The organism is Actinocatenispora sera, from assembly GCF_018324685.1.
Classification (GTDB): Bacteria; Actinomycetota; Actinomycetes; order Mycobacteriales; family Micromonosporaceae; genus Actinocatenispora; species Actinocatenispora sera.
Window position 1 is genome coordinate 6507817 of the sequence record NZ_AP023354.1, and the last position, 21905, is coordinate 6529721.

Consider the following 21905-nt stretch of genomic DNA (forward strand, 5'->3'; position numbering starts at 1 on the left):
AGGCGATCACGGACGAGTGAGCCGACCCTGGGCGCATGAGGAACCGATTCGAGCTCGGCTTGGCCGCCGCCACCGCCGCCTGGGCCCTCGGGTACGGCGGGCTGCGGGTCTGGTGGGCGACCGGGCACCGGCCCGCGTTCGCGCCGCTCGGCTGGGATCTGCTGCTGGTCTCCCCCTGGCAACCGGTACTGGTGTGCGCCGCGGCGCTGCTCGCCGTGCTGGCGATGCTGACCGCGCCGCGCCGCTGGGCGCCACCGGTCGGCAGCGCGGTGCTCGCCGCGACGATCGTGGTGTCCTGCCCGCTGGTCCTGCTCGACCTGGTCGCCACCGTGCTGCCCGGCCTCGGGCTGCCGTACGATCCGGTCTCGATCCTCAGCCGCGCCGGGTACCTGCTCGGCGCGGCGCTGCTCGCGGTCGCCGCGATCCGCCGCACCCGCACGCTGCGCGGCGCCTGCCTGCGCTGCGGTCGGACCGACCGGAGCCGGCACGTCGGCCGGGTGCCCGCCTGGGCCTGGCTCGGCGCGTACCTGGCGGTCGCGGGCTGCCTGACCCGGCTCGCCGCCCAGCTGGCGGTCGGTCTCGGCGCCGGACCGATGCAGGCCGCGCCGGCCACGGTCGCCTTCGAGGTCGGTTTCCTGCTCGCCGGGACCCTGCTGCCGCTCGCGACCGTGCACCGCTGGGGCCGGGTGTGGCCGTGCTGGCTGCCCGGTCTGCGCGGCCACCGGGTGCCGCGCTGGCTGGTGCTCGGCCCGGCCAGCGTGCTGGCGGCCGGCCTGCTCGTCTACTTCGGGATCAGCCTGGCGCAGCTGGTCGTCGACCCCGCTGGCTGGACCGCCGGCTACGACCTTCCGCTCGGGTTCTTCTGGGTCGCGATCCCGGCGTACGTGCTGTGGGGGCTCGGGCTCGCCGCCGGCACCGTCTGGTACCAGCGGCGGACCCGACCGCACTGCCGCCGCTGCGGCCGGGGCGCACCCGGCCCCCGCTCGGCGCCGCAGCCCCGCACCGGCGGGCCGGGGCGCCGTTCGGGGCCGTCAGACCAGGGCGCGGAGCGCCTCGATCAGCAGCCACACGCCGAAGATCGCGAACAGCACCGCGGCGCCGTACCGGATGAAACGCTCCGGTAGCGCCTTGCCGAGCAGCCGCCCGACCGCGATCGCCAGCGCGTCCGCAGCGACCATGCCCAGCGTCGAACCGATCCAGGTACCGAGCCAGCCGTGGTTGGTGGCCAGCGTGATCGTCGCAAGCATCGTCTTGTCGCCCAGCTCGGCCAGGAAGAACGCCACCGAGGCGGCCACCACGGCCGAGCGGGTCGACTTCTGTGCCTTCTCCCGCTCCTCGTCGGTGAGCTTGTCGCCGCGCAAGGTCCACGCCCCGAACGCGAGGAACGCCACCCCGGCGACCAGCGAGATCCAGTCCGTCGGCAGGGCCGCACCCAGCCCGTACCCGATGCCCACCGACACCGCGTGCACCACGGCGGTGGCCGCCGAGATGCCGATCAGTACCGGCAGGGCCCGGTACCTGGTGGCGAACGTCAGCGCCATCAACTGCGACTTGTCGCCCAGCTCGGCGACGAAGATCACCGCGAAGCTGAGCGCCAACGCGCTCCAGACAGCGGTCATGTCATCCTCTCGGTCACACCGGACCGAGGCATGCGAGACCACGACCCGGCACAGTTGCCAGATCGAAGGTCTCGCCCGCCCGACGAATCGGGCCGCGCGGCCGGGCTACCGGTGCGACACCGGCGGCCAGTCTGTCGACCGCGACATTGGGGGCTACTCCCCTTCGCGCCGACAACGATAACCCACGCCACGGCCGGGGCGGGTGGCGCACCGGACCCCGGTGTCAGGGCAGGCGGACGGCGCGGGGGTGGATCGGGAGGTCGGGCAGTTCGAGAACGACCAGGGTCAGGTCCTCGATCGCACGGGTCGTGTGCGGTTCGCCGGCTCGCCAGATCGCGGCCTGGCCCGCTTCGATCGGCCGCCAGGCGCCGTCACCGCCGGACACCTCACCGCGCCCGGCGACGACGAGCAGTGCCTGGTCCGCGACGGCGGGATGCCGCGGGATCTCGGCGCCCGCCTCGACCCGAAGTACGCCCAGATGCGCCTCCTCGCCGCCGACCACGCCGGCCCCGGTGAAGCCCGGCGCGATCTGCCGGGCCACCCCCGCGGTGACATCGATCATCTCCATGACCGGACGGTAGGACTCCGCCGCCCATCGCCGTCCGCCGTGCCGGCACATGTCCGACATCGGCGTGCCGATCACCCGTCCGCCGTGGTGGGCCAGGTCCTCAATCGGGGTGCGGGCGGTCGCGGATGGTCGGCATCATGCGCCATGGAGGTGTCCATGGCAACGGATCCGGAGCTGGCCGTGCGCGGTGCGGTGACCGACGGCGAGATGCACACGCTGTTCGCGGCGGCCTGGGGCGGTGACAGCGACACGAGCTGGGCGCCCATCCTCGCCCGCAGCCTGGCCTGGATCACCGCCCGGCGGGACGGGACCCTGGTCGGCTTCGTCAACGTGGCCACCGACGGCGGCAGCCACGCGTTCCTGCTCGACACCACCGTGCACCCGGACGAGCAGCACCGCGGCCTCGGCACCCGGCTGGTACGGGCCGCCACCGAGCAGGCGCGCGCGGCCGGCGCGGAGTGGCTGCACGTGGACTACGAACCGCACCTGACCGGCTTCTACGCGGGGTGCGGGTTCCGGCCGACCGACGCCGGGCTGCGCCGCCTCGCGCCGGCGCCGACTGCCGCTCCCGGCTGACCACCGATCCTCCCGAGACGCAGCTCGGCCGCCGAGACCGGCGGCCGCAACACGGTCGGCGCGTCCGGTCGGGCCCCGGCGGCACGGTCCGACCGGCGCGTCCGGTCAGGCCCCGGCGGCACGGTCCCACCGGCGGGTGCGGTCAGGCCGCGGCGGCGACCAGCTGGGACATGGTGAACACCGGGCGCAGGTCGAGGCCGGCGGCGGCCAGGTTCGCGGCTCCGCCGGACTCCCGGTCGATCACGCAGACCACCGTGTCGACCTCGGCGCCCAGCGCGCGCAGCTCCGCGGTGGAGGCGAGGATCTGGCCGCCGGAGGTGACCACATCCTCGATCACCACCAGCCGCCGGCCCGCGACCTCGCCGCCCTCGGCGAGCCGGGCCGTCCCGTACGGCTTGGCCTGCTTGCGGACGAACAGCGCCGGCAGCCCACTCGCCTGGCTGGCGGCGACCGCCACTGGCACCCCACCGAGTTCCAGCCCGGCGAGCCCGTCGGCGCCGGCCGGCAGCAGCGCGGACACCTCGGCACCGATCTCCGCGAGCAGCGCCGGATCGGACTCGAACAGGTACTTGTCGAAGTACTCGTCGCTGGTCGCGCCGGAGCGCAGCAGGAACGTCCCGGTCAGGTGCGCGGTGCGGTACACCCGCGCGGCGAGCTCGCTGTTCGTCACGGCTGGAGGATACGGCCCGACGCGACGGCGAAGGAGAGGATCGGGCGCCCGCGCGCCGGTGCGGCCCCGCTCGTCACAGCTGGCCGACGACCCAGTGGTAGGCCTGGCTGACCCAGTCGACCCGGGCGGCGAAGCTGCAGCCGGCGGCCACCAGGTAGGCGGCGACGGCCAGGTGCGACAGCCGGGCGCTGGCCCGCGACCGGTGCATCATCCCCTCGATCACCAGCCGGCCGATCAGCCGGCACAGCGCGAACAGACCGACCGCGATCACCAGGACCAGCACGAACATCATGAAGTTGTTGGCCAGCCGGGCGTCCCGGTTGGCGATCGCGAAGACGCCCCAGCACACGAACGCGAACAGCGCGCCGGTGATCGACAGGCCGATGCCGCGGCGCAGCGTGTGCAGCCGGGCGCCGGGCAGCGGCCGCAGCCGGTCGCGGTCCGGCTCGGCCGGCGGTTGCTCCGGCTCCTCCCCGTACGGCCGCTGGGCCGGCTGCGGGACCGACGCCACGCCACGCTGCTGCGGCTCGCCCCGCGGCGGTTCCACCGGCTGCTGGCCACCCTGGTACGGCGCTCCCCCGCCCGGGTACGCCCGGGCCGCGGCGCCCTGCTGGTACCGGTCGCCGGCCATCACCCGGGTGCCGTTCGCGCCGCCCGCCGGGACGGGCGCGCTGCGTACGGTCGGGTCGACGCCGGCGGACTCGCCGGCGCGCTGCTGGCGCACCGTCGAGCGGGCCGGCCAGAGCGGGCTGTCGCCCAGCGGCGCGGTCGCCGCCGCCCCGGACGCGGCCCCCACGCCACCACCGGCACGCATCGTCGCCTGCTGCGCGCCGTCCGCACCCGGCGTCGCACCCCTGCCGCCCGCTGCCGCCGGCGCCGCACCGTGGGCGGCGGCCGCTCCCGCACCCAGCGCGGCACCCGCGGCGAGGCCGGCCGCCGGGCCGCCGAGGGCGGCACCGCCGCGACCGTTCCGGGAGTCACCCAGCGCGGCGCGTAGCTCCACGACCTCCTGTTCGAGCCGTTCCACCCGGGACCAGTCGTCGGTCGCGGCGACCGGGCCGGGCTTCACTCCGGCCCGGCCGACCACCCGGGCAGATCGGGAGACGCCCCAGTACATGCCGACGTCCGGGGTACCGGCGCGGTCGACCAGGTCGGCCAGCCGGGCGGTCCAGGCGGTCAGCTCCTCGGTACCGGGCCGGTCGGCCGGGTCGTCGGCGAGCGGCGCCAGCAGGTGGTCGCGCAGCGCCGGGTGCGCCTCCAGCAGCGGATGGCGGCGCAGCACCGCCCACGGCGGCAGCGGCTCGGCGCCCGCCATCGCCTGCTGCGGCGACTCGGTACGCGGGAAGGTCCCGGTGATCATGTAGTACGCGACGGCGCCGAAGCCGTGCACGTCGTACGCCGGGCCGACGGTGCCGCTGAACGCCTCGGGGCCGCCCGCCTCGCGGGTGTAGGCGATCGTGGTGATGTGACCGCTGCGGTGGTAGCGGGCGCCGGTGAAGTCGATCAGCCGCGCCTCACCGGAGGGCAGCACGATCACGTTCGACGGCTTGATGTCCATGTGCACCACCGGCGAGGCACCGGGCTCGCTCGGGTGGTGCAACGCGAGCAGCACCCGGACCAGCGTGTCCAGGGTGCCCACCGCGTCGAGCCGGGCGCCCGCACCGGCCTCGGCACCGCCGGCGGGACCCGCGGCGCGCTGCCGGACGTACTCGCGCAGGTTGACGCCGGGCAGGTAGTCGAGCACCTGGTACGGCTCGGGTTCGCCGCGCGGTGAGCTGCCCGGCGGGTGCGGCGGCGGCCCGTAGAAGCCGTCCGCGCGCCGGCAGATGCCGGCCACGCCGCGGCTGTTGAGGTCCATCAGCACCGCGTCGCCCTTGTCCCAGGACATCAGCTGCTCGGCGCGCGGCCGCGAGTCGTCCAGCCGGAACACCTTGACGGTCAGCGGCGCCGAGCTGACCCCGTTGGACAGCCGGACCGCGCGGTACACCTCGGCCTGCCCGCCGGAGGCGATGTGCGCCACCAGCCGGTAGCGCTGGTGGGTCTCGGGGAGCGGGCTCGCCGGGCCGCAGACCAGATCGAGCAACTCGGCCACCCGCACAACCCCCTCGACTGCCTGCCTCGCCCGACCCGGGCCCGCCCGCACGCGAGCCCCCTCGGCGATGCCGGTCTATCGAGGGTAGCGAGGGCCGGCCACGCGGCACCCGCCCCATGCAGGAAATGGGGGGCCGATCGGGGGGCTGCTGGGATAGACAGGCGTGATGGACAACTACGAGCTGCGACCCATCACCGAGGACGAGGTGTACTCGTTCCAGCGGTGCTTCGGGAAGGCGTTCGGGCACGACCACCACGACGACGAGGCGAAACTCGAACGCGACCTGTACGAACTGGGACGCACGCTCGCGGTGGTGCACGAACGCGACGGTGTGGTCGGTACCGCGGTCTCGATGCGCCGCGAGCTGGGCATTCCCGGCGGAACGGTACCGGCGGCGCACGTCACGCTGGTCGCGGTGTCCGGTACGCACCGGCGGCGCGGGCTACTGCGCCGGATGATGACCCGCCAGCTGACCGACCTGGCGGGCACCGACGAGGCGATTGCCGTGCTGTGGCCGAGCGAGCCCGTCATCTACGGACGGTTCGGATACGGCCCCGCCACGTACACGCTGGAGTTCCACGCCGACAACCGCGAGCTGGCGCTGCCGGCCGCCGCCGAGCCGTCCGGCCTCCTGCGCGAGGTGGAGCTGCCGGACGCGCTGAAGGTGCTGGCGGAGGTGTTCGACGCGGCGCGGGTGGACCGGCCCGGCATGTCCGGCCGTACCCCGGCGGGCTGGCGCGTGGTCACCGCGGACCTGGAGCACCAGCGTCACGGCCGCTCCGCCCTCCGCACGATCGTGCACGAGGGACCGGACGGGCCGGACGGGTACGCGATGTTTCGGATCGAACGCGGCGGCGACGCCACCGGGCCGCAGGCGGTGGTGCACGTCGAGGAGGCGGTCGCGACCAACCTCGACGCGTACCGGCAGCTGTGGCGGTTCCTGTTCGACATCGACCTGACCCGGCAGGTGCACTACGACTACGGGGTACTGGACGAGCCGCTGCGCTACCTGGTCAGCGACCCGCGCCGGCTCGGCGCCCGCCTCACCGACGGCGTCTGGCTGCGCATCCTGGACCTGCCGGTGGCGCTCGCCGCCCGCAGCTATCCGGTCGCGGTGGACGCCGTACTGGACGTCACCGACGAGCTGCTGCCCGGCAACGCCGGGCGCTGGCACCTGCGGGCCGCCGGCGACGAGCTGACCTGCGAGCGGACCGACCGGCCGGCCGACGTGGCGCTGTCGATCGCCGAGCTGGGCGCCGCGTACCTCGGCGGTACGTCGCTCGCGGCGCTCGCGGTCGCCGGCCGGGTCACCGAGCTGCGCGACGGCGCGCTCGCGCCGCTGTCCGCCGCGTTCGGCTGGCACCGCGAACCAGCCGCCGTCGAGGTCTTCTGATCCACCCGCCGCGCGCCGTCAGCTGCGTAGGGCGGCGCGGGGCAGGGCGCGTTCCAGCCGGGTGAAGGCGGCTGCGGTGGCGACGTCCAGTACCGCGAGGGCGAGCCACGGCAGCGCCCGGTGCACCCCGAACAGGGTCGCGAAGAACGTCGGTGCCACGATCCCGGCCAGTGTGAACGAGTACTGGAAGCTGGCCAGGTAGCGGCCGCGGGTGGCCGCCGGTGCGACCGCCGCGGCGAGCGCCATCGAGGTCGGCGCGTGCAGCGACTCGGCCACGGTGAACAGCAGCGTGCCGACCGCGAGCAGCGGTACCAGCACCAGCAGGCTGCCGGGGCGCAGCGCGGCGAGCAGCAGCGCCCAGGCCGCCCACACCAGCAGCGCGCCGACCAGTACCCGGGTGCGCCGGGAGCCGGCGACCCGGCGTACCAGCGGGGCGGTGGCGAGCGACACCAGCACGGTGTTGCCGGACAGCAGTGCCGCGGTCAGCCAGCCGGGGCCGTGCAGCCCGCTCGCCACGAACGTCGGCAGCGCCAGCCCGAGCATCATCGAGGTCATCGCACAGATGGTGTTGAGGCCGGTCAGACCGAGGAACGGGCGGTCTCGCAGCAACGCACGGTAGCCACCGGCCGGCTCGTCGTGCGCCCGCGGTCGCGGCGCCCGGACGCACAGCCCGATCGCCGCCGCCGCGGCGAAGAAGCAGCCGGCCGTCGCGTACGCGACCAGGTGGTACGCGCCGGTCCGGTCGGCGCCGACCACCAGTCCGGTCACCAGGCCGCCGACGCCCAGCCCGGCGGTGCGGGTCATGTTCGCCCAGGCGTACCAGTCGTCCTTGGTCAGCCGGCCGCCCGGCCGGCCGTCGGCGTAGTCGGTGATCGCGGTGAAGATCGCCGACCAGAAGAACCGCACCCCGATCGCCGCGGCGGTCATCGCCAGGAACACCGGCACCGGGGTGCGCACGTACGCGTAGGCGAGGAAGCCGGCGGCCTGCAGCAGTTGCGCGCCGACCACCAGCGGTACCGCACCGAACCGGTCCACCAGCGCGCCGGCGAACACCGGGATCGGCAGTGTCAGCACGTTGCCGACGCTGATCAGCACGCCCAGCAGCGCCAGCGGGATGTCGGTCAGCCTGGTGAAGTAGACCAGCGACAGCGGCAGGAACAGCCCGTTGCCCAGCGCGTCCACGACCAGCCCGGCGATCAGCACCGACCCGCCCCGACTCGTACGGCGGTGGTCGACGGCGCCCGCGACGGCGCTGCGCTCGCTCATCTCTCGTCCCGTCGTCGTGGTCGGCGCCGGCCACGCTAGCGGTCGCGGAACCGGCTGGCGAACGCTTTCCCGCCACCGGCCGCCGCCCCCGGAAGGCCCGTCCGGGCGGCCCGCGGCGTCAGTCCACCCTGATCTCGGCGATGGTCAGGTAGCGCTCGACGGTGCCCGCGTCGTGGTGCCGGATGGCCCAGTCGACCTGCCGCAACGCCATCGACGCCCAGTACGGCCGGAGCTCGTCGACGGTCAGCCGGGCGGCGATGTCGGCGTCCAGCCGCGCGGCGAGCGCCGGCTGGCCCGGTGGGATCGCGAAGCGCAGCGTGACCAGGTCGAAGCGCCGGTCGCCGCGGGCCGCGCCGTCCCAGTCGATGATGCCGGTCACCGTGCCGGCCCCGTCGACCAGCACGTTGCCGGGGTGGAAGTCCAGGTGCACCAGGTCGTCGCCGGTCATCGTCGGCGGGCTCACCGCACCGACCGCCTCGATCCAGGACAGCAGCCGGGCGGTACGCCGGTCGTGGGCGGCGAGCGGGCCGTGCAGGCAGAAGCCCGGGCCGTCGTCGGTCAGGTACAGCGCGGCGGCGGGCACGTCGGGCCGGTCGGCGAGCACTCCGGCGAACCGTTCGTGCGCGGCGAGCATCCCGGTGACAAGCGTCTCGTCGTACCGGTCCGGGGTGCTGCCGGGCAGCCGTTCCTGCACCACGGCCACCGCCGGCTCGCCGCCCACCGTCAACGGCACCACCAGCTCGTACGCCGGGACCGGCACGCCGCGCGAGCGGGCCAGCGCGAGCAGCGACGCGATCTGGCGTTGCCGGTCGAGCAGCGGCCCGGGCTGCCAGGTCAGTACGCCGGGCCGCCCGTCCGGCCAGGTCACGTACGCGGCGCCGACCTCGCCGCCGGGGCAGCGCCCGCGGAAACCCAGCGGTACGCCGGTCGCCGCGGAGACGCGGGCCACGAGGTCCGGACCTTCGAGTTGCTGAGCGCGCGGCCAACTCACGGTAGGGCCCCGGTAAACGTCATGACACGGATCGTATCTGCCGGTTTGACCGCCATCACAGCGATATTTCTCCGCGATCCGCCGCGCGTCGTACCTCAATCATGAGATATGGTCCCGGGCATGCCCGACGACCAGTACCTGCAGCGCATCGGCCGGCTCATCCGTGACTCGCGCAAGCACCGCGGCTGGACCCAGACCCAGCTTGCCACCGCGCTCGGCACCAGCCAGAGCGCCGTGCACCGCATCGAGCAGGGTGGCCAGAACCTGAGCCTGGAGATGCTGACCCGCATCTCCGACGCGCTCGACTCCGAGATCGTGTCGCTCGGGCACTCCGGCCCGATGCACCTGCGGGTGCGCGGTGGCGCCAAGCTGTCCGGCAGCATCGACGTCAAGACCAGCAAGAACGCCGGGGTCGGCCTGCTGTGCGCGGCGCTGCTGAACAAGGGCCGCACCACGCTTCGCCGGGTCGCCCGGATCGAGGAGGTCAACCGGATCCTCGAGGTGCTCAACTCGATCGGGGTCAAGACCCGCTGGCTCAACGAGGCCAACGACCTGGAGATCGTCCGGCCGGCGCAGCTCGACCTGGCCGCGATGGACGCCGAGGCGGCGCGCCGCACCCGCAGCATCATCATGTTCCTGGCGCCGCTGATGCACGACCACGAGCGGTTCGAGCTGCCCTACGCGGGCGGCTGCGACCTGGGCACCCGCACCGTCGAGCCGCACATGACCGCGCTGCGACCGTTCGGCCTGGAGGTCAAGGCGACCGGCGGCTCGTACCACGCCGAGGTGGACGGCGACGCCGTGCCGGACCGCCCGGTGGTACTGACCGAGCGCGGCGACACGGTCACCGAGAACGCGCTGATGGCCGCCGCCCGCCGGGACGGCGTGACGATCATCCGCAACGCCAGCCCGAACTACATGGTGCAGGACGTCTGCTTCTACCTCACCGCACTCGGCGTGCAGATCGACGGCATCGGTACCACCACGCTGACCGTGCACGGGGTGCCGAACATCGAGCGCGACATCGACTACGCGCCCAGCGAGGACCCGATCGAGGCGATGAGCCTGATCGCCGCCGCGCTGGTCACCGAGTCGGAGATCACGGTCCAGCGGGTACCGGTGGAGTTCCTGGAGATCGAGCTGGCGCTGCTGGAGGAGATGGGCCTGGACTACGACCGGTCCGCCGAGTACCCCGCCGCCAACGGGCACACCCGGCTGGTCGACCTGACGATCCGCCCGTCCACGCTGCACGCGCCGCTGGACAAGATCCACCCGATGCCGTTCCCCGGCCTCAACATCGACAACCTGCCGTTCTTCGCGGTCATCGCCGCAACCGCGCAGGGCCAGACGCTGATCCACGACTGGGTGTACGAGAACCGCGCCGTCTACCTCACCGAGCTGACCAAGCTCGGCGCCCGGGTGACCCTGCTCGACCCGCACCGGGTGTACGTGGAGGGCCCGACCCGGTGGTCCGGTACCGAGGTGATCTGCCCGCCGGCGCTGCGCCCCGCCGTCGTGGTGCTGATCGCGATGCTCGCCGCGAAGGGCACCTCGGTGCTGCGCAACGTGTACGTGATCAACCGCGGGTACGAGCAGCTCGCCGACCGGCTCAACCTGCTCGGCGCCGAGATCGAAACCTTCCGCGACCTCTGATGACCCTGGGAGCAGCGCCCATGCAGGGCACCGTGACGGCCGTCAGCAGCGACGACGACCACGCGTTCAGCAAGCCGAACCGGGACCGGATCACGCTGCTGGCCGGGCTCGGCGTCGAGGGTGACGCGCACGCCGGCGTACGGGTGCAGCACCGGTCCCGGGTCGCCCGCGACCCCAGCCAGCCCAATCTGCGCCAGGTCCACCTCATCGGCGAGGAGCTGTTCGCCGAGCTGGGCGCGGCCGGCTTCGCGGTCTCGCCCGGCCAGCTGGGCGAGAACGTCACCACCCGCGGCGTCGACCTGCTGGGGCTGCCGGTCGGTACCGTGTTGCGGCTCGGCCCGGCGGCCGTGCTGGAGTTGACCGGACTGCGCAACCCGTGCCGCCAGATCGACGACTTCCAGCCCGGGCTGCTCCGGCAGGTGGTCGACCGGGACGCGGCCGGCAACCTCGTGCGCAAAACCGGGGTGATGAGCATCGTCCGGGTCGGCGGCCCGGTACGCCCGGGCGACGCGATCACCGTCCAGCTCCCCGCCGGCCCGCACCGGCCGCTGGACCGGGTCTGACGCGACCACGGCGCCCGGGCCGTCACCCGGTGACGGCCCGTTGGTAGGCGGCGAGGGCGGCCGGATCGTCGATGCTGCCGTGGTGGTGGAACTGGCGCCATCGCCCGTCCGCGTAACGGAAGTAGCGGGTGGTACGGATGGTGAGCGGCACCTCGACGCCGTCCGGCCCGGCCCAGCTGCCCACCTCGCGGCCGGCGAACACGGCGTGGTCATCCCCCAGGTACTCGACGATGTCGCGGAAGGTGGCGGTCACCCGGACCGGGCCGGTGAAGATCCGGTCGTAGAGCGCGGTGATCGACTCGCCGCCGCGCAGGATGCCGCCGAGCGGATTGTTCAGCTGGGCGAGTGGATCGTCCGACCAGTCTGCCCGCAACACGTCGGCATCGCGCTGGTTGAGCGCGTAGTAGAACGTCTCCAGGGCGGCGCGAGCACCGTCCGCGCCGGCGTGGCCGGTCTCGGCGAGCCGGTTGCGCGACTCCGGGCCATGACGGTGACTGGTGGCGTCGATCAACTGCCGACCGGTCGCACTCATCATCCACCTCACGTTTTCGTGGCTGCTTTTCCGTGATGCCGACGCTAGATCCATTCTCACGGATAAGTCAACGTAGTAACGTGAGAGCGTGATCGAGGACGCACCCGGCGAAGCCGACCATCCGGCGGTAGCCCTGGCCAACACCCGGCACCGCACCGGCGACGAACTCGCCGACGCCGACGCCGCGGCCGGCTGGCTGCGCCGGCGCGGCCACCCGGTACGCCTGGACGAGGCCGCGCTGACCCGGCTGGTGGCCCTGCGCGGCGCGGTCCGCGACGTGCTGCTCGCAGCCGGCACCGGCACCGCGCCGGCTCCCGACGCGGTGACGCTGGTCAACGAGGCCGTACGCGCCGCGCCCGGCGCCGACCTGCTGGTGTGGGACGCCGACGGCCCGCGCAGCCGGCACGAGTCCGCGGCCGGCTCGCCGCTCGCCGACCTGCTCGGCGCATTCGCCGCCGATGCGGTGGCGCTGCTGGTCGGCCCGGACTCCGACCGGCTCGCCGAGTGCGGCGCACCGGGCTGCGTCCGGCTCCTGGTCCGCACGCACGGCCGGCGGCAGTGGTGCTCCACCCGCTGCGGCGACCGGGTACGCGCCGCCCGCCACTACGCGCGCACCCGGGACGCGGCGACCTGACCCGGTCGCGGTGGGTCAGCCGGTGGCGGCCACGTAGGCGGCCGGGGTGATCGCGTAGCAGCGGCGGAACCAGCGGGTCAGGTGTGCCTGATCGGCGAACCCGGCGGTACCGGCCGCGAGCGCCACCGGGGTGCCCGCGGTGAGCAGCCGCCGCGCGTACCGCAGCCGCAACTGGCGCTGGTAGTCGCTCGGCGACAGGCCGAACGTGGCGCGAAACGCCCGGTACACGGCGAAGCGGCTGGCGCCGGTGGCCGCGGCCAGCTCCGCGGTGTCCAGCCCGCTCAGGTACGTGCCGTCCAGGTACCGGCGGGCCGCCACGGCGAGGGAGCGCGCTGCCGGCACCGTCGCCGGCCCCGGCCGGCCGGTCGCGCCGCGCGCCACCAGCAGCCGTACCGCGGTGTCGACCAGTTCGGTGCGCCGCAACGGGGTGGCGATGCCGACCCCGTCGTCGGGCAGCAGCGCCCGGTGCAGCCGCCGCAGCGCGGCCGCCAGTACCGGGTCGTCCAGCACCGGGTCGACGAACAGCGGCGAGCCGACCGGACGACCGGCGAGGTCCGCGAGGGCTGCGTCGATCAGATCCGGGCCCAGATGCACGATCCGGTAGGTGAAACCGAGGGCGTCGGCGGCGTGGCCGTCGTGCGGGTCCTCCGGGTTGAACGCCATCACCATGCCGGCCGCGCTCACCCGCGACGCACCGCGACAGGCGAACGCCTGCGCGCCGGTCTCGGTCACCCCGAACGAGTAGGTGTCGTGACTGTGCCGGTGGTACACGTGCCGTTCGAAATGCGCGTGCATCGCCTCGATGCGCCCGGTGTCGGACCGCCAGTACCGGGACCAGTCGTGCGTCACCCGACCATCCTGCCTCGCCCGGCGGCGCCGACGCACCAGCGTTCAAGACGGCCCGGCCGGGTCGGCGGGAGGCTGGCGGCATGCGATTCTCCACCAAGATCGGCGTCGTGGTCCGGGACGACCTGGCGAGCTGGCAGCGGCTCAACGTGACCGCGTTCCTGGCCAGCGGTGTCGCCGGCGCGGTCGGCGAGACCGTCGGCCTGCCGTACCGGGACGGCTCCGGGGTCGACTACCTGCCGATGTTCCGCCAGCCGGTACTCGTGTTCACCGCCGACGCCGCCGGGCTGAACCGCGCGCACGGCCGCGCGATCGGCCGCGGGCTGCGGGTCGGCGTGTACACCGAGGAGCTGTTCGGCACCGACAACGACGCCGACAACCGGGCCGCGGTCGCGGCGGTACCGACCGAGAAACTCGGGCTGGTCGGCATCGCCGTGTACGGGCCCCGAGCCGACGTGGACAAGGCGCTCAAGGGCCTCTCGCTGCACCCGTGACGCCCTCAGCGCGGGGAGGTGGCGAGCTTCGCGGCGAAGCCGACCAGCACGGTGCCGGTGATCCGGTCCGTCCAGCGGTGCACGGCCGGCCGGTCGAGCACCCGGCGGAATGCGGAGGCCGCCGCGATCAGGGCGGCGAACCACAGCAACCCCTCGGCGTCGTGCACGACCGCGAGCAGCACGCCCATCGCCAGGTGCGACACGTGCGGCGGCAGGAACTGCGGGAGCACCGCCACGTAGAAGGCGCCGATCTTCGGGTTCAGCAGGTTGGTGGTGAGGCCCTTCAACCAGGCCAGCCGGGCCGAGTCCGGCACCGGCGTCGCCGGCGCCACGACCGCGCCACGGCGCCGGAACGACGACCAGATCATCCGGATCCCCAACTGCGCCAGGTAGATCGCACCGGCGATGCGCAGCACCAGGTAGGCCAGGTGCGAGGCGGTGATCAGGGCGGACACTCCGGCGGCGGCGCCGGCGCCCCAGACCAGGGCACCGGTCGAGATGCCCAGTGCGGTGGCGGCGGCGTACCGCCGTCCCCGCGCCACCGCCGACCGGAGCACCAGCGCGGTGTCCAGGCCCGGCGTGATCGTCAACAAGCCGGCCACGACGGCGAACGAGGCCACGGCAGCAACCACTGTCACGCCACGGATCATGCCGCGGGGTGGGCCGCGGCGGAACCCGCTGTGCCCGACCTCACCGCCGGGCGCACCGGCCCGCGGCGACCGGGCCAGCTTGCGCTTCCTCCTCCGGGCGCGCCGTGTCGATCCGACCGGGTCGCATCCCGGCGCGCCGGTACCGGCCGGGACGCAGGGGCCGGGCGCTTCGCGCCCTCAGTTGGTGGGCTGCCAGGGGGGTGCGCCGTACCAGCCCATGCCGCAGTTGCGGAACCCGAGCCGTCGCACCTCCCGTACGACGGTGCCGGTCGCTGCGTCGAACAGGCCGATCGCGGTGTTGTAGTCGGCAACGTCGTCAGCCTTGAGCGCAGCGGCCGCCGCCGCCCAGTACGCGTCGGCGGCGATGAAGTCGGACTGTGCCTTGGCCACATCGGCACCCCAGGAGCCGCTGCCGTCCGGGGTCGGCCAGGCCCGGGCCATGGCCCGGCGCAGCGTCAACGTGTCCGACATCCACCGGTAGGTCAACGGGCTGGGCGCCGGCGTGGCCCTGATGACGTATCTGACGCACACGTAGTCGGAGGCGTCGACATAGGCCTTGCGGCTCGCGACGATCCCGGCCGACGGTGATGGCGCCGGGAACCACCGGTTGCGTAGATCGCTGAACGTACCGATGCCGAAGGCGAACGAGCACAACCCCAGCACCGTGCCGATCTTCCCCAACGACGCCCACAGCGAACCGGATCCAGATCCCGACCTCGCGCCGGGCTCGGCCCCAGGTCCTGTGGGGCCGGGCTTGGCCCGCGGCGCGGCCCCCGACTTCGCACCGGGCTTGGCGTCGGTCCGGGGATCGGCGGTGGTTTTCGGGCCGGTGTTCGACGCGCCGCTGGCGGCCGTCGACCCGGCCGGCGGCGCCGTGCCACGGCGGGGCGGCTCGCTCGTGTCGGCCATGCGGCCATTTTCGCGGGCGCGCGCAACACCCGACCACGCGTCAGCAGGGTTGGCAGGTGGGGCACCAGAACAGGTTGCGGGCGGCCATCTCGGCGACCCGCACCTCGGAGCGGCAGACGTGGCACGGTTGGCCGGCCCGGCGGTACACGTAGACCTCGCCGCCGTGCGCGTCGACCCGCGGCGGCCGGCCCATCGCGCGCGGTTCGTGCTCCGGGCGCACCGTGTCGATCCGCCCGGTGCGCACCCCGGCGCGCATCAGCGTCACCAGGTCCGGCCACAGCCGCGCCCAGGCGTCGGCGGGCAGGTCGTGCCCCGGCCGGTACGGCGAGATGCCGTGCCGGAACAGGATCTCCGCGCGGTAGATGTTGCCGACGCCGGCGACCACGCTCTGGTCCATCAGCAGCTGGCCGACCGGCACCCGGGACCGGGAGATCCGCCGGTACGCCGCGTCCGGGTCGGCGTCCGGCCGCAGCGGATCGGCGCCGAGCCGCGCGTACAGCGCCTTCTGGTCGGCCGGGGTGTGCAGCTCGCAGGCGTTGGGGCCGCGCAGATCCAGCCACCCGGCGCTGGCCTGCACCCGCAGCCGGACCGCCCCGGTCGGCGCCGGCGCGAGCCCGCTGCCGGTGAAGAACTTGCCGGCCAGCCCCAGGTGCACGTGCAGCCGCAGCAGCTCGCCGCCGGTGGTGCGATACCGGTGGTACAGGTGCTTCCCGTACGCGTCGGTGCCGGTCAGCGTGGCCCCGTCGAGCCGGGCCGCCCCGGCCGCGAACCTGCCCTGCGGGCTGGACACCGCAAGCGGCACCCCGCGCAGCAGCCGCCGGTGCTCGCGCGCCAGCCGATGAATCGTGTGTCCCTCGGGCACCGCGCCTCCCCTACCCGAAACCGCGGCAACTCTAGCGCGCGGGGACGTGCTGCCGGCAACGGGAAGGGCCACGGTCGGGGGCGGTGCACGCGGCCCGACGCCCGAGGTCGTGCGCCAGGTGACCGACCCGGCCCCGCGGTACCGACCAGTGACTCCCGATGCCACTGCCGGTCAGCGACTCCACTGCCGGGCAGCGGCTGCCGGTGCGGGTGCCGGTCAGCGGCTCTCGGTGTCGGTGCCGGCGGCCAGCGCGGCGAAGTAGTCGGCGAGGCGGCGGTGACCGATCGGGGCACCGACCATGTCCCGGCGGAGCGATTCGCCGAAGAACGTCAGGAATCCCGCGGCGTTGCGGTTGACCGGCCGCAGCGCCGCGGCCAGCGCCCGCACCGGCCAGAACGGTATGTGCAGGACACGGCGACGGCGCCCGAGCACCTGCTGGGCGAGCTCGACGATCTCGGCGGCCGTGTAGGTGTCCGGGCCGCCGAAGCCGAACTCGGTGTCGCGCCTGGTGTCGTCCCGGATCGACGCGGCGACGAGGTCGCCGATGTCGCGCGGGTGCACCGGATTGATCCGGTGGTGGCCGTCGCCGAACACCATGCCGGCACCGCGGCCGGCGAGCCGGAAGATCTCGCCCATGTCGTTGAAAGCACCGGTCGGGCGCAACACCGTCCAGCCGGTACCGCTGTCGACGAGCCGACGGGTGAACTCCTCCCGCGGCCGCAGGATCGGCACCCGCTGGGCCAGTTCCGCGGCGTGCAGCACGCTGACGAAGAAGAACCGGCCCACCCCGGCCTGCCGCGCCCGGTCGAGGATGTTGAGGTTCGCGCCGAGGTCGACCTGCTCGGGCGTCGGCTTGGCGCGCAACGTCCGCAGCCCGATCGACGACACGACCGCGTCGACGCCGTCGCAGAGCCCGGTCAGGGTCTCCGGCCGCGTCGCGGCGCCGACGAACACCTCGTCGCAGGCGTCCCGGATCGGTTCGAGGCGGCGCGGATCGCGGGCCAGCGCCCGTACCCGGAACCCGGCCTCGTGCAGCGCGACCGCGAGGTTGCGGCCGATGTACCCGGTCGCCCCGGCGACCAGCACCCGTGGGTCGTGGTCCATTCCGGCTCCTTCGGTCAGCGCGCCGTGAGGCCGGCGAGCAGCAGGTCGGTGGCGGCGTCGGCGGCCGGCCCGGGCGCCACCCGGGCCGGGTCGACGAGCCACTGCAGCAGGACCCCCTCGACCAGCCCCACCAGTACCGCGGGGGTCTGCTCGGGCACGTCGGCCGGCAGGGCACCCTCGGCGACGGCGCGGTCGAGCAGCAGCGCGATGAGCCGGCGGTGCTCCGCGTAGATCCGGGCGAAGTCGACGGTGGCGGCGCCGGGGCCGCGGACGGCCCAGAAGTCGAACACGATCCGGGCGAGCTCCGGTTCGGCGGTGGCCCCGGCCACCATGGCGCGCACCAGCGCGTGCAGCCGGTCGAGCGCCGGTTCGGCCGACTCGACCAGAGCCCGGACGCCGCGCAACGCCTCGTCGGCGAACCGTTCGAACGCGGCGGCGAGGATGTCGTCCCGGCTGGTGAAGTAGAGGTAGATGGTGCCCTTGGCGACTCCCGCCTCGCGGGCGACGTCCTCGATCTTGGTCGGGTGGAAGCCGGCGCGGGCGAACACCCGGATCGCCGCGTCGAGGATCTCGGCGCGCTTCTCGTCCTTGTTCACGGGTCGCGGGCTCACCGACACCTCCATGATGACTGACCAGCCAGTCATCAATATAGCCCGGCCGTACCGCTATGCCCAGCCCGGGCAGCACACCGGTACGGCGGCATCCCGGCGCGGAGCCGTCAGCCCGGGCGGCGTTCGGTGCTCACCTCGGTACCGGGGCGCCACCGGCGGACGGTCATCATCCCGTCGGCGGGGTCGAACCGCACCGTCGCGGCGCGCTCGACGTCCAGCACGAACAGGTGGTAGTCGCCGGTCGGGTGCCAGGCGATCCGCGCCTCGATCGCCTGGCAGTACCGCTCGCGCAGGTCCGGGTCGGCCACCTCGACGGCGCGCCCGTCCAGCTTGACGTCGCCGCCGGGGTTGTCCTTGCCCGCCGGCAGGCTCAGCACGGCCAGCCGCGGGTCGCGGCGCAGGTCCAGCGCCTTGCGGGAGCGCCACATCATGCCGAGCATCAGCTCGTCGGCGGCGAAGTCGACCTCACACGGGCTGAGCCGCGGCGCCCCGTCGGACCGGATCGTGCCGAGCAGTACCAGCTGGTCGGCGACGAACCGGTCCCGCGCGGCCGCGGCGAGCTCCGGACACTGTACGGAGAATTCCTGCCATCGCATGCGACCGACGCTAGGCCGGTGGCCTGACAGGTGTTGTCAGGTCCGCCGGGCCGATCCCGGACGCAAGGACCGAGTGCCGTCAGGCGCACCTAGGGTCTGGACGCAACCGGGTGTCAGAGCTTCGGGAACCAGAGGGCGATCTCGCGCTCGGCCGAGGCGGTCGAGTCGGAGGCGTGGATCAGGTTCTCCCGGTTGGACAGGCCGAGGTCGCCGCGGATCGTGCCGGGCGCCGCCTGCCGCGCGTCGGTGGCGCCGGACAACGCGCGGACCACCGCGATCGCCTCGTCGCCGGAGACCACGAGCGCCAGCAGCGGGCCGGAGGTCATGAACTCCTTCAGCGGCGGGTAGAACGGTTTGGCCACGTGCTCGGCGTAGTGCGCGTCGGCCAGCGTGGCGTCCATGGTGCGCAGCTCGGCGGCGTCGATCCGCAGCCCCTTGCGCTCCAGCCGGCCGAGAATCTCGCCGGTCAGGCCGCGCCGGACGGCGTCCGGCTTGATGAGTACGAGCGTGCGCTCGGACACGGATCCTCCCCACGGGATGTGACGGTGCGGCGGTCGCCGCACCCGGGCGAACACGGTGCGTTCCCGGTTGCCCCAGGCGAGCCTAACGAACGGCGGGTGCGAGCCGGACAAGGCCCGCGCGAGCAGGTACTTTCCAGGACAAACCACTGTGAAAAACCCCACGACCGTACCGGGGGCCGAGCGCATCGCCGCAGGTCGGCGGCACCATGGCCGGACCGCGTTCAGTTTCCTTTCAGGTCGATTGGGTACCAACTACGCAATGAGTTCCAGCACTACTACCAGCGACCGCATCGGTACCGACAGCGCACCTGTCGGCGACGTCACCGGGGCCGCGGTCCGGGCGAGCGGCACCGCCGCGGCCCGGGCGACCGGCGGCTTCGGCCAACGGCGCCGCTACCACGAGGTCGACCTGCTCCGGTTGGTCGCCGCGCTGGGTGTGCTCGGCTTCCACTTCCTGTTCCGGGCCAGCACCACCGACCCGGTGTTCGCACACACCGGCTTCCACGACCCGGGCGGGATCTTCCACTACGGCAACCTCGGCGTCCCGCTGTTCTTCGTCATCAGCGGCTTCGTCATCCTCAACAGCGCCTGGAACCGCACCCCGATCCGGTACCTGTCGTCCCGGATCGGGCGGCTCTACCCGGCCTTCTGGACCGCCTGCACGTTCACCGCGCTGATCATGGCCTTCGACCCCACCGGACGGTTCAGCGTCTCGTTCCAGCAGTGGATCCAGAACCTGTCCATGGCCTCCGAGGCGTACGGGGTGGACTACGTCGACGGGGTCTACTGGACGCTCACCATCGAGCTGGCCTTCTACCTGGTCATCCTGGCGTTCGTGCGGATCGGGATCACCACCAACCGGGTCATCGCGTTGGGCCTCGGCTGGCTCGCGATCTCGATGTTCGCGCTGCACCACCCGGCGCCGGACTGGCTGAACCTGATCCTGGTACCCGCCTGGGCGCCGTACTTCGTGGCCGGCATGTTCTTCGCGCTGGTCGCCCGGGACCGTTGGCGCTGGAAGTACGTGCCGCCGCTGGTGGTCGCCTACGGCGTGTGCGGCCGCTACGCGATCCACTACTTCAACGCGCAGACCGACTACTACCACGTGCTGTTCAGCCCGTGGGTGGTCGCCGCGGTGATCACCGCGATCTTCGCCATCTTCGCGGCGATCGTCTCCGGCCTGCGGGTCCCGGGTGCGGCGAAGGTCGCCTGGCTCGCCGGGCTGACCTACCCGCTCTACCTCATCCACGAGAACGTCGGCTTCATCTCGCTGGACTTCCTGCACCACGACCTGGGCCTCAACCGGTACCTGGTGCTCGGGCTCACCATCGCCGGGGTGTGCGGCATCGCCTGGGCGCTGCACGTACTGGTGGAGAACCGGTTCTCGCGGCCGCTCGCGGAGCTGATCACCCGGGTCTGGCTGCGCATCCGCGGCGCCGTGCTCGCCCGGGTACCGGCGCTGTCCGAGCGGTGACGCGCGACGGCGCCGGGTGGCCGGCCGCCGATGTCGGACCCGGCGGCTAGGGTCGCCGCATGCATGCAGCAGGGGCCTTCACCGTCGCCGCGTTCGACCAGACCAGCGGCGTCGGGACGTACGTCGCGATGGAGTCGTTCGAAGGCACCCTCGGCGGTCGTACCGGCGCGTTCAACTTCGCGCACTCGGCCACCACCGGCGGCGACGGCGGACGGCACGGCGACCACTTCGTCGTGGTGCCGAGCAGCGGCACCGGCGAGCTGACCGGAATCTCCGGCGTGGGCGGCATGGCGGTCGATCCGGACGGCATCCACCGCATCTGGTTCGACCACGACCTGCCCGCCTGACACACCAGCCGGCCGAAGCCCCGGGCCATCGCTCCGGTCGCCGGAGGCGACCGGAGCACGGACCCCTGACAGCGCCGACTTCGCCTGCGATGCCGCGGGCGCTGTCCTCGACCCGCGCCGGCGCGGGTCGAGGACACCAGGCGCGTCTAGGGTCTGTTTCGGGCCACGAAGTAACCGAGCCCCCGCACCGACACCAGGACACCGGCCGCGACGAGATCCGTCAGTGCGTGCCGCACCGTCCCGCGGGCCACCCCGAGTTCGGCGGCGAGGTCGACCTCGGCCGGAAGCTTGCCCTGGTACGTGCCGTCGTCGACACGGCCACGGATCAGCTCGCGTATCTGCTCCCACGCGTAGAGGGGCACATCCGGGTTCACCACACCACGAGCGTGTACCGAAATCGTCCGGCGTAGGTTCATGAGGACTGATTGGGTCTGGCATGGTGTCATGTGTGTTACCGATATACACTGTGTATCCAGGTCAAGACATCACCGAGGGCCAGTGACCCGTTCACCTGGTTCCTGACCGCTCGTGAAGGGAGCGGGTGTGTCCGACACCAAGGCACATCGGATATCCAGCGCGAAGGACGTTCACGCGGGCGACGCCGTGTGGATCTCGCCGGCTGCCGGCGTCCACGGATGGGGCTCCGGCTGGCACATGGTCGTCAAGACCTCGCCGGCGCTCGTCGAAGGCGCCGTGTACGTCCATGCCGCTCCGCTGGACGACATCGACGGCGCCTCGCCGGTCCGGGTGTTCTACTGCAGGGTCTCGGGTTTGCTCGTGCGGAGATTGGCTTAGCTGCCGGCGCAAACGGCCCGAACCACGCCATTCACGCTTGACCGGGGTGGCCGTGGTGAGGAGTCACTGGCTGACCGCGGCCTGAACCCCGTCTGGCGGCGCAGGTCGACGGACCAGCACCGCTCCGGCGGTGGGTCGG

At 73.4% G+C, this 21905-nt stretch carries 26 protein-coding genes; 10 read left to right on the top strand and 16 right to left on the bottom strand.

What is annotated here, in order from left to right:
• Positions 1–35 precede the first annotated feature (35 nt).
• Positions 36–1124, top strand: a complete 1089-nt coding sequence (locus tag Asera_RS30615) for a hypothetical protein (protein ID WP_051802425.1) — start codon at positions 36–38, stop codon at positions 1122–1124.
• Here Asera_RS30615 and Asera_RS30620 read toward each other — a convergent pair.
• On the bottom strand, positions 1032–1619 hold the full coding sequence (locus tag Asera_RS30620; protein ID WP_030447055.1) for a TMEM165/GDT1 family protein: 588 nt from the start codon (positions 1617–1619) through the stop codon (positions 1032–1034). The genes Asera_RS30615 and Asera_RS30620 overlap by 93 nt on opposite strands.
• A 223-nt stretch (positions 1620–1842) precedes the next feature.
• Complete coding sequence (locus Asera_RS30625) at positions 1843–2187, bottom strand: cupin domain-containing protein (RefSeq protein ID WP_169745854.1); 345 nt, start codon at positions 2185–2187, stop codon at positions 1843–1845.
• Between the two features lie 156 nt (positions 2188–2343).
• Here Asera_RS30625 and Asera_RS30630 point away from each other — a divergent pair, with 156 nt between their 5' ends.
• Positions 2344–2763, top strand: a complete 420-nt coding sequence (locus Asera_RS30630; RefSeq protein WP_035297236.1) for a GNAT family N-acetyltransferase — start codon at positions 2344–2346, stop codon at positions 2761–2763.
• A gap of 142 nt (positions 2764–2905) precedes the next feature.
• On the opposite strand, the gene pyrE is transcribed toward Asera_RS30630, so the two are convergent.
• The gene (gene pyrE / locus Asera_RS30635; RefSeq protein WP_030447058.1) at positions 2906–3433 is read right to left on the bottom strand and encodes an orotate phosphoribosyltransferase; all 528 of its coding nucleotides are present in this window, start codon (positions 3431–3433) and stop codon (positions 2906–2908) included.
• A 73-nt stretch (positions 3434–3506) separates the two neighbouring features.
• Complete coding sequence (locus Asera_RS30640) at positions 3507–5525, bottom strand: protein kinase domain-containing protein (protein ID WP_157034908.1); 2019 nt, start codon at positions 5523–5525, stop codon at positions 3507–3509.
• Between the two features lie 166 nt (positions 5526–5691).
• Between Asera_RS30640 and Asera_RS30645 the strand changes: the two genes are divergently transcribed.
• Complete coding sequence (locus Asera_RS30645; RefSeq protein ID WP_030447060.1) at positions 5692–6918, top strand: GNAT family N-acetyltransferase; 1227 nt, start codon at positions 5692–5694, stop codon at positions 6916–6918.
• Positions 6919–6936: 18 nt separating this feature from the next.
• On the opposite strand, the gene Asera_RS30650 is transcribed toward Asera_RS30645, so the two are convergent.
• Entirely contained in the window at positions 6937–8184 is a 1248-nt protein-coding gene (locus tag Asera_RS30650; protein ID WP_051802428.1) for an MFS transporter, read from the bottom strand.
• Positions 8185–8302: 118 nt separating this feature from the next.
• Positions 8303–9133, bottom strand: coding sequence for an aminoglycoside phosphotransferase family protein (locus Asera_RS30655; protein ID WP_211255615.1), 831 nt, complete (start codon positions 9131–9133; stop codon positions 8303–8305).
• A 162-nt stretch (positions 9134–9295) separates the two neighbouring features.
• Here Asera_RS30655 and Asera_RS30660 point away from each other — a divergent pair, with 162 nt between their 5' ends.
• Together Asera_RS30660 and Asera_RS30665 are read left to right on the top strand one after the other, a co-directional pair.
• Entirely contained in the window at positions 9296–10828 is a 1533-nt protein-coding gene (locus tag Asera_RS30660; protein WP_030447063.1) for a helix-turn-helix domain-containing protein, read from the top strand.
• 20 nt (positions 10829–10848) lie between these two features.
• Positions 10849–11391, top strand: coding sequence for an MOSC domain-containing protein (locus Asera_RS30665; protein WP_030447064.1), 543 nt, complete (start codon positions 10849–10851; stop codon positions 11389–11391).
• A 22-nt stretch (positions 11392–11413) separates the two neighbouring features.
• Here the strand turns inward: Asera_RS30665 and Asera_RS30670 are convergent, their stop codons facing one another.
• Positions 11414–11926, bottom strand: coding sequence for a YybH family protein (locus Asera_RS30670; RefSeq protein WP_211255616.1), 513 nt, complete (start codon positions 11924–11926; stop codon positions 11414–11416).
• Positions 11927–12011: 85 nt separating this feature from the next.
• Between Asera_RS30670 and Asera_RS30675 the strand changes: the two genes are divergently transcribed.
• Complete coding sequence (locus Asera_RS30675) at positions 12012–12557, top strand: CGNR zinc finger domain-containing protein (RefSeq protein WP_030447066.1); 546 nt, start codon at positions 12012–12014, stop codon at positions 12555–12557.
• A gap of 15 nt (positions 12558–12572) precedes the next feature.
• Here the strand turns inward: Asera_RS30675 and Asera_RS30680 are convergent, their stop codons facing one another.
• A complete protein-coding gene (locus tag Asera_RS30680) occupies positions 12573–13406 on the bottom strand; it encodes an AraC family transcriptional regulator (protein WP_030447067.1) in 834 nt (277 codons plus the stop codon).
• An 80-nt stretch (positions 13407–13486) separates the two neighbouring features.
• Here Asera_RS30680 and Asera_RS30685 point away from each other — a divergent pair, with 80 nt between their 5' ends.
• Positions 13487–13897, top strand: coding sequence for a DUF2000 domain-containing protein (locus Asera_RS30685; protein WP_030447068.1), 411 nt, complete (start codon positions 13487–13489; stop codon positions 13895–13897).
• Between the two features lie 5 nt (positions 13898–13902).
• Here Asera_RS30685 and Asera_RS30690 read toward each other — a convergent pair whose 3' ends face one another.
• The 7 genes from Asera_RS30690 to ndk all read right to left on the bottom strand — a co-directional run bounded on the left by Asera_RS30690 (position 13903) and on the right by ndk (position 19168).
• Entirely contained in the window at positions 13903–14535 is a 633-nt protein-coding gene (locus tag Asera_RS30690; RefSeq protein ID WP_030447069.1) for a LysE family translocator, read from the bottom strand.
• 189 nt (positions 14536–14724) lie between these two features.
• A complete protein-coding gene (locus Asera_RS30695; RefSeq protein ID WP_212804770.1) occupies positions 14725–15456 on the bottom strand; it encodes a hypothetical protein in 732 nt (243 codons plus the stop codon).
• Between the two features lie 40 nt (positions 15457–15496).
• Positions 15497–16318, bottom strand: coding sequence for an Fpg/Nei family DNA glycosylase (locus Asera_RS30700; RefSeq protein ID WP_030447071.1), 822 nt, complete (start codon positions 16316–16318; stop codon positions 15497–15499).
• Between the two features lie 216 nt (positions 16319–16534).
• Entirely contained in the window at positions 16535–17422 is an 888-nt protein-coding gene (locus Asera_RS30705; protein ID WP_030447072.1) for an SDR family oxidoreductase, read from the bottom strand.
• A gap of 14 nt (positions 17423–17436) precedes the next feature.
• Entirely contained in the window at positions 17437–18033 is a 597-nt protein-coding gene (locus Asera_RS30710) for a TetR/AcrR family transcriptional regulator (RefSeq protein WP_030447073.1), read from the bottom strand.
• A gap of 107 nt (positions 18034–18140) precedes the next feature.
• Complete coding sequence (locus Asera_RS30715) at positions 18141–18629, bottom strand: pyridoxamine 5'-phosphate oxidase family protein (protein WP_030447074.1); 489 nt, start codon at positions 18627–18629, stop codon at positions 18141–18143.
• Positions 18630–18742: 113 nt separating this feature from the next.
• Positions 18743–19168, bottom strand: coding sequence for a nucleoside-diphosphate kinase (ndk, locus tag Asera_RS30720; RefSeq protein ID WP_035297242.1), 426 nt, complete (start codon positions 19166–19168; stop codon positions 18743–18745).
• A gap of 241 nt (positions 19169–19409) precedes the next feature.
• Here ndk and Asera_RS30725 point away from each other — a divergent pair, with 241 nt between their 5' ends.
• Positions 19410–20624, top strand: a complete 1215-nt coding sequence (locus tag Asera_RS30725; protein WP_030447076.1) for an acyltransferase family protein — start codon at positions 19410–19412, stop codon at positions 20622–20624.
• Positions 20625–20683: 59 nt separating this feature from the next.
• Complete coding sequence (locus Asera_RS30730; RefSeq protein WP_051802429.1) at positions 20684–20971, top strand: DUF3224 domain-containing protein; 288 nt, start codon at positions 20684–20686, stop codon at positions 20969–20971.
• 146 nt (positions 20972–21117) lie between these two features.
• Here Asera_RS30730 and Asera_RS30735 read toward each other — a convergent pair whose 3' ends face one another.
• Entirely contained in the window at positions 21118–21348 is a 231-nt protein-coding gene (locus tag Asera_RS30735) for a GntR family transcriptional regulator (RefSeq protein WP_030447078.1), read from the bottom strand.
• A 166-nt stretch (positions 21349–21514) separates the two neighbouring features.
• On the opposite strand from Asera_RS30735, the gene Asera_RS30740 reads away from it, so the two are divergent.
• Complete coding sequence (locus tag Asera_RS30740) at positions 21515–21766, top strand: hypothetical protein (RefSeq protein WP_030447079.1); 252 nt, start codon at positions 21515–21517, stop codon at positions 21764–21766.
• Positions 21767–21905: the final 139 nt, after the last annotated feature.

Excerpts from the sequence above, each read along its gene's own strand:
- Asera_RS30730 (WP_051802429.1), top strand. The coding sequence starts at position 20,684 with ATGCATGCAGCAGGGGCCTTCACCGTCGCCGCGTTCGACCAGACCAGC.
- Asera_RS30630 (WP_035297236.1), top strand. The coding sequence starts at position 2,344 with ATGGCAACGGATCCGGAGCTGGCCGTGCGCGGTGCGGTGACCGACGGC.
- Asera_RS30670 (WP_211255616.1), bottom strand. The coding sequence starts at position 11,926 with ATGATGAGTGCGACCGGTCGGCAGTTGATCGACGCCACCAGTCACCGT.
- Asera_RS30715 (WP_030447074.1), bottom strand. The coding sequence starts at position 18,629 with ATGCGATGGCAGGAATTCTCCGTACAGTGTCCGGAGCTCGCCGCGGCC.
- Asera_RS30695 (WP_212804770.1), bottom strand. The coding sequence starts at position 15,456 with ATGGCCGACACGAGCGAGCCGCCCCGCCGTGGCACGGCGCCGCCGGCC.
- Asera_RS30685 (WP_030447068.1), top strand. The coding sequence starts at position 13,487 with ATGCGATTCTCCACCAAGATCGGCGTCGTGGTCCGGGACGACCTGGCG.
- Asera_RS30665 (WP_030447064.1), top strand. The coding sequence starts at position 10,849 with ATGCAGGGCACCGTGACGGCCGTCAGCAGCGACGACGACCACGCGTTC.
- Asera_RS30660 (WP_030447063.1), top strand. The coding sequence starts at position 9,296 with ATGCCCGACGACCAGTACCTGCAGCGCATCGGCCGGCTCATCCGTGAC.
- Asera_RS30705 (WP_030447072.1), bottom strand. The coding sequence starts at position 17,422 with ATGGACCACGACCCACGGGTGCTGGTCGCCGGGGCGACCGGGTACATC.
- Asera_RS30650 (WP_051802428.1), bottom strand. The coding sequence starts at position 8,184 with ATGAGCGAGCGCAGCGCCGTCGCGGGCGCCGTCGACCACCGCCGTACG.
- Asera_RS30615 (WP_051802425.1), top strand. The coding sequence starts at position 36 with ATGAGGAACCGATTCGAGCTCGGCTTGGCCGCCGCCACCGCCGCCTGG.
- Asera_RS30725 (WP_030447076.1), top strand. The coding sequence starts at position 19,410 with ATGAGTTCCAGCACTACTACCAGCGACCGCATCGGTACCGACAGCGCA.
- Asera_RS30645 (WP_030447060.1), top strand. The coding sequence starts at position 5,692 with ATGGACAACTACGAGCTGCGACCCATCACCGAGGACGAGGTGTACTCG.
- Asera_RS30625 (WP_169745854.1), bottom strand. The coding sequence starts at position 2,187 with ATGGAGATGATCGATGTCACCGCGGGGGTGGCCCGGCAGATCGCGCCG.
- Asera_RS30620 (WP_030447055.1), bottom strand. The coding sequence starts at position 1,619 with ATGACCGCTGTCTGGAGCGCGTTGGCGCTCAGCTTCGCGGTGATCTTC.